2 protein-coding genes and 1 pseudogene are annotated in these 2,938 nt (G+C 69.1%); all 3 read right to left on the bottom strand.

The window, feature by feature from the left end; translation table 11 throughout:
• Nucleotides 1-280: pseudogene (locus VNS22_RS21885) on the bottom strand (histone deacetylase family protein); the annotation flags it as partial.
• Nucleotides 277-1,179, bottom strand: a complete 903-nt coding sequence (locus VNS22_RS21880) for a nitrilase-related carbon-nitrogen hydrolase (RefSeq protein ID WP_325736254.1) — start codon at nucleotides 1,177-1,179, stop codon at nucleotides 277-279. The pseudogene VNS22_RS21885 and the gene VNS22_RS21880, both read right to left, overlap by 4 nt.
• Nucleotides 1,180-1,267: 88 nt before the next feature.
• On the bottom strand, nucleotides 1,268-2,860 hold the full coding sequence (locus tag VNS22_RS21875) for a sulfatase-like hydrolase/transferase (RefSeq protein ID WP_325736252.1): 1,593 nt from the start codon (nucleotides 2,858-2,860) through the stop codon (nucleotides 1,268-1,270).
• Nucleotides 2,861-2,938 lie beyond the last annotated feature (78 nt).

Raw genomic sequence — 2,938 nt, 5'->3', positions numbered from 1 at the left:
CCGGCCAGACCAGCGGCAGGGCGTCGTAAGCGCCGCGCTGTTCGGTCCATTCCGCCCAAGCCGTCTCCAGGAAGGCCACATAGTCGGGCTTGTGCACCCGGCGGATCGGCTCCAGGCCGAAGCTCTGCGGCGGCTCCACCGGGCCGATCCCGCGCTCCTCGACCCGGGCCTTCACCAGGAAGGCACGCTCCGGCTTCTCGAAGCAGGGCTGAAGCTTGCCGTCGATCAGCTCGGACTGGCCGTGATGGTGTGCATGATCCGGGCTGTAGATCGTCCTCACCCGCCGACCTCCACTTCCTCCAGGCTGACATGGCCGCCGGACCAGGGACCCGGCCAGACCTCGAACGAACGCTCGCGGCGCAGGCGGCGGATCTCGCCGATCGGCAGGTCCTTGGCGATCAGCATGTCGCCGCCCCGCTCGCGGGGCTCCAGGAAGGCGAACACGCCGGTATCGCCGAACGCCGCCTCGCACGGGCCGTACACGGCGGCACCGCTGAAATTGGTGCGCGGCTCCTTCAAGGGAATCGTGCCGACGCAGCCGACCACGCCCACGAGCGCACCCAACTCGATCGCACGCGCCTTGGCGCAGCAGAACACCCGGTAATAGCCGGACCGTTTGGCCGTATTGGACGGGACCAGCAGGAGGTCGATGTCGGCTTGGCCCAGGATCGGGGACAAGGCCGGCAGCTCGCTGTCCAGGCAGATCAGGATGGCGATGCGCAGGCCCCGCCAGGTGACCACCTTGAGGGTCGAGCCCGGGAACAGCGCCCAGTCGTCCGGATCCTTCTCCGACGGGACCAGGCAGAGCTTGTCCTGGGTGAACAGCGTGCCGTCCGGGAAGAGGAGATGGGCGCGGTTGACCATGCCCGAGCCGTTGAGCGGCCGGGCCGACCAGGTGCCCGCGAGCAGGGCCACATTATGCCTGGCCGGCAGGTCACGCACCTTGGCGAGCAGGCCGGCGCCGCTCTCGGCCATGAAGCCCGGCTCGGCGGTGGGGGCCGGCGGCGTGGCCGCCCAGAGCAGGGTCTGCTCGACGTTCCACTCGGGCAGCACCAGGATCGACGCACCGGCCGCGGCGGCCTCGGCCATGCGGGCGTCGATCCGCTCCGCCAGCTCGTCCAGGTCGCCCGGCAGGTCGCCCGCGTCATAGGCCCAAAGGGCCAGGCCGATCCGTTCCAAGGCAATCTCCCGAGGTCTGCTGGAGCGCCACGGCTATAGCCATGCTGCCGCGACGGTCAAAGGTACCGGCCCGAAAGCGCGGCAAGTCTCAGTGCGGCTGTGCCGCCGATACCCCGCCCGGCACCTGAGGTGCGGTCCGGCAAGGGCGGCGAAGCTGCTCCGGGGTCAGGACGGTCTGGCGGGCCGGCTCTTCCCAGCCGGCGAACACGCTGCGGCCGGGCAGCAGCGCCAGATCTGTCCCGAAATAGGTATTGAACACCAGCCGGTAAAGGTTCGCGAGGTTCAGGTCGGGGGGCAGCTCCAGCCGGCCATCGCTGCTGTAGGCTGCCAGCAGCGGCGAGAACCGCTCGAACAGGCAGCTCTGCTCGGCCGAATCCTGCTCGAAATGGAGCCCACCGCCATGGTCGCCGTGGACGATGATCAGCTTGGGATCCGGGACCTGCTCCACCAGCCGCGTCACGTAGCGGAGCACCAGGTCGTTGGTGAAGGCCAGCTTGTCGACGTAGCCGTCACGATAGATCCGGCGCCGTCCAGGATCGTCCTCGGTAAAGTGCGACCCGTCGCGCAGGCCGGACGAGCCCCCGGCCGGTGCCACGTGCCTGCCCTGTGGGTCGACATCGAACGGCGGATGGGGGGCGAGTGCGTGGACGTAGAGAAAGAAAGGTGGCGTCAGGCCGCTCTCGTAGGGCTGCTCGAACATCGCCCGGTCCAGGCTCGGCTCACCCAGGCCAAGCCGTTGCGCGACATTGTCGAGCAGGGTCTCCTCCAGCAGGACCTTCTCGAAGTTGCTGAGCGTGTATGGGGCCAGCACCCGGTCGACCCAATCCATCCGCACCGGATCGTAGCGCACGTCGAAGGCCGCGGTCTGGTAGCCGAGCCGGCCGAGCGTGGTCATCACCGGGTTGTGCCGCAACCGCTCCGAAAGTGCCTGGCGCAGGTCCGCCGGCTGCTCGGCGGGCAGGAGATCCTCCAGATAACTGCCCGAGAGCACGCTGCTCATCACCAGCAGGGTCTGGTTGTAGGGCGTGGTCGCCTGCCCGGCGATCTTGAAGCCGAGCCCGCGCAGCCCGTCCAGGAATGGCCGGTTGTCGAAGCCGTAGAGCTCGGCCAGCACGTCCTGCCGCCCGTAGCCATCCAGCACGATGTGTACGATGCTGGGCGGCTGGCCGAGGGGCCTGGCCGTGCTGAACGGGGCATCATGCTCCCGCTCGGCTGCCGAGTGGCGCCCGGCGCTGAAGGCCTGGGCCTCCTGCCCGACCAGGGTCGCCAGCGGAAAGGCCAGCATGATCAGCGTCACCAGGTTGGCGATGCGTGCCACATCCGGGCCAGGCCGGGCGAACAGGAGGGCCGGCGTGATCAGGACGAGCAGGCCGGCCAGGACGTAGAGCGGCGGCGGAGGTGTCATCACCAGGCCGATCAGCCCGTCGAATACGGGGTCCAGGGTCTTGAAGTAGCAGACCAGGACGATGCCGAGCGCGGTCCACAGGGCCGCGCGGTGCAGGTCGCGCAGCAGCAGCCAGAGCCCGCCCATCGCAAGGAGGGTGCTGGCCACACCCACCAGGACCGGCCGCACCACCATGCCGGTCTCGGGCACGGCGAGGCTGCGGGTCAGCAGGAAGAGGGGGAAATGGGCGGCGAGCAGCAGGGGGTAGAGCGGCAGCGCTGACGATTTCCGGAACAAGGTCGCCTCCCCCTCGGGCAGTGGACGACAGCCCGATGATAGCGGGCCCGATCGACCGGGAGACGTCAACGTTCTGGT

The sequence above is a fragment of the Geminicoccus sp. genome, assembly GCF_035556675.1.
In the GTDB taxonomy this organism is placed as follows: domain Bacteria; phylum Pseudomonadota; class Alphaproteobacteria; order Geminicoccales; family Geminicoccaceae; genus Geminicoccus.
The sequence above is the reverse complement of the archived record's forward strand: the minus strand, read 5'-3'. Positions and strand labels throughout refer to the sequence as shown.